This is a genomic window from Rhodococcus sp. C26F, from assembly GCF_053345925.1.
Genome location: NZ_JBKFBA010000105.1, coordinates 1 through 2,293, shown reverse-complemented (window position 1 = coordinate 2,293; position 2,293 = coordinate 1). Strand labels below are relative to the sequence as shown.

The window sequence follows — 2,293 nt, the reverse complement described above, 5'->3', positions numbered from 1 at the left end:
ACCAGTTCTACTGGCGCTACACCACAACTGATCTACGTCGACAACTGTCACATCTGGACGACTACGAGACCGCTATCGCTGATCGGTTGGCTGCATGCCCCCCGATGAACGTATGGGGAGGACCACTAAGGACCCGGTAGCGATCACACCCTGACTCGGTGAAGCGCTTTCGCAGCATCGACAATCCCCGGATGATCGAGATCCAACGCCTCTACACGAACCACATCCGGACGCTGCCATGACGCCAGCACCGTCCACACCGGACGGTGATAAGACCACCACGACACCGCCTGCCACGCGCGATCATCCGAATGCGGATCCGTCTCCGACCAGATTCGATGCCCCCACCCCTGGGTGACCGACAGGTTCCGAGTCACCACCTGAGTCGGCCGCAAGCCGAGCCGCACCAATTGCGCCGGGTCATCGAGATCGAGAACCCGCAGATCGTCCGGTAACTCGAAGACCCCCAATGCACGGCGCGCACCGGGCACCTGGGGGAACTCGAACATCGACACATCCCAGCGAACGAGATTGCCGAAAGTCTCCCCGCACGCCGCCTCGGCGTAGCGCGAGACGTACCAGACGTGATAATCGGGGTGATCGATACGGCCGCCGCGCTGCGGACGATGCTCGTACAGCGGGTGCCCAGGCTCACCGGCCGCGGCAGAAGACAAATACGGAAAGACTCGGTAGACCAGCACGTCAGGCGGCCCCACCCCACGTCTCGGCATCCAACGCTTCCAACACCGGTGCCGGCCCCGACAGTTGCAGCACATCGATCGGGCGACCACCGTCGAGATAGACGTTCGCGCTCTCCAGCCAGGTCCGCGCCGCCTCCTCCCCCCACACCAGACGAGCCCGCGCCAGCACATGCTCGAGGTCGATCAGCAATGGCGCCGCAGCCGGACCGGGCCGCTCCTCCCCTTTGACCCAGCGAGACGTTTGCGAACGGTTGACCCCCACGATCGCCGCCAAACCAGCCCCACCGAACTCCTCGGCTAGATACCGCACCCGCTCGGCAGACAACGGATCATCAGCGGCGACACGCCCCGACACCGCGCGACGAACCGCGCGGCCTCCAGCAGAGCGGGGCACATGGCCCCGTCCGGCGGCAGACGACTTCTTCCTCGAAGTGGACATATCCCATACTACCCAACATTTCCGTTGGGCAGAAAGGCCGTGCTGACCAGAAGGCCAACAGAGGGGTCATTCGCGTTCCCTTCCGATGTCCGTCACACGTCGCTGACACCGCTGGCGGTTGTCCCCATCAGCTCGGCCACCTTGCCCGACCGAGGTGCATCTTCACCGGTGGCGGCGAGGGCCCTCAGGTAGCGGCGTTCCCTCTCCGTCGCCCGATATCGAGGAAACAGAAGAGGTCGTCACCCGACCAGGCCAATCCGAGAAGCCAGCCACGATCTCGGGGCCCGCGCCCTCGGCCGAGTCCTGTAGCTGCTCCCGGCGCCGGCGATACGGACGCTCGTCGAACGGCCCAGTGCAACGGACACCTGCTCGCCTTCATCAGCGCCCACGAGCAGATAACGCAGCTCCACCCGATCGCCGGAACGGCGCGCGTGCACATCGAGGAAACGCATCACCTCCGCCAGACCAACATCTTCACCGAGAGCCGGCAAGTAGGTGCGCTCTTCCCAGCGCACAGGGGATGCGAAAGGCCACATCCCGAAGAGTTATCGTCACCCGAGACCGGTGCTGCTGCCGAGCGGATCCCCATGGCAGTCGAATCGACATCGAATACACCAGAACGCTGGGCCGCCGAGGACCCTATAGGGATGCCCGTGGGGTAGTCGCCGACGAACAACGTCATCGATTCGAGCACCGTACGCTGACGATCGAACGCCGCGCGTGTCGCCTTCTGCAATTTTCTGCACCGTTTGGGCATGGCCGGCCTGAGGTCGTGATTGGCTGTGTTCGCAGGTGCGTGCTCGACACGCGTCGGCGGAGTGACAAACAGCGCTGGGATCGTGGTCCGAACTGTGCTCGGCTGCCACGCTCCTGGCAGATCAGGAGTCCGTCGGTCGCGGCCGAAATGCTCCTGCTGGACGCGAGCCGCATCGACTCCTTCACCCTGAACGGAGCGTGAGATGGATTCCTGGCATTACTTATTCGTCTTGGCGGCCTGCTTGATCGTGACCGCTCCCCTGGAGTGGGGGGCACGGATCTACCGACAGCCGGCCCGCGTCGTCCGAGCTGTCGCACCGGTGGCTGTCATCTTCCTGGCCTGGGATGTGCTGGCCGTTACTGCCGGGGTCTGGAGCTTCAATCCCCGCTACGTCAC

At 64.2% G+C, this 2,293-nt stretch carries 2 protein-coding genes and 1 pseudogene; 1 reads left to right on the top strand and 2 read right to left on the bottom strand.

Annotation, left to right across the window (positions count from 1 at the left end):
• Nucleotides 1–143: 143 nt before the first annotated feature.
• Both ACLBYD_RS30640 and ACLBYD_RS30635 read right to left on the bottom strand, forming a co-directional pair.
• Nucleotides 144–701, bottom strand: coding sequence for an RES domain-containing protein (locus ACLBYD_RS30640; protein WP_447819394.1), 558 nt, complete (start codon nucleotides 699–701; stop codon nucleotides 144–146).
• Between the two features lies 1 nt (nucleotide 702).
• On the bottom strand, nucleotides 703–1,056 hold the full coding sequence (locus ACLBYD_RS30635) for an antitoxin Xre/MbcA/ParS toxin-binding domain-containing protein (protein ID WP_447819393.1): 354 nt from the start codon (nucleotides 1,054–1,056) through the stop codon (nucleotides 703–705).
• Between the two features lie 1,043 nt (nucleotides 1,057–2,099).
• On the opposite strand from ACLBYD_RS30635, the pseudogene ACLBYD_RS30630 reads away from it, so the two are divergent.
• A pseudogene (locus ACLBYD_RS30630) lies at nucleotides 2,100–2,293 on the top strand (lycopene cyclase domain-containing protein); the annotation flags it as partial.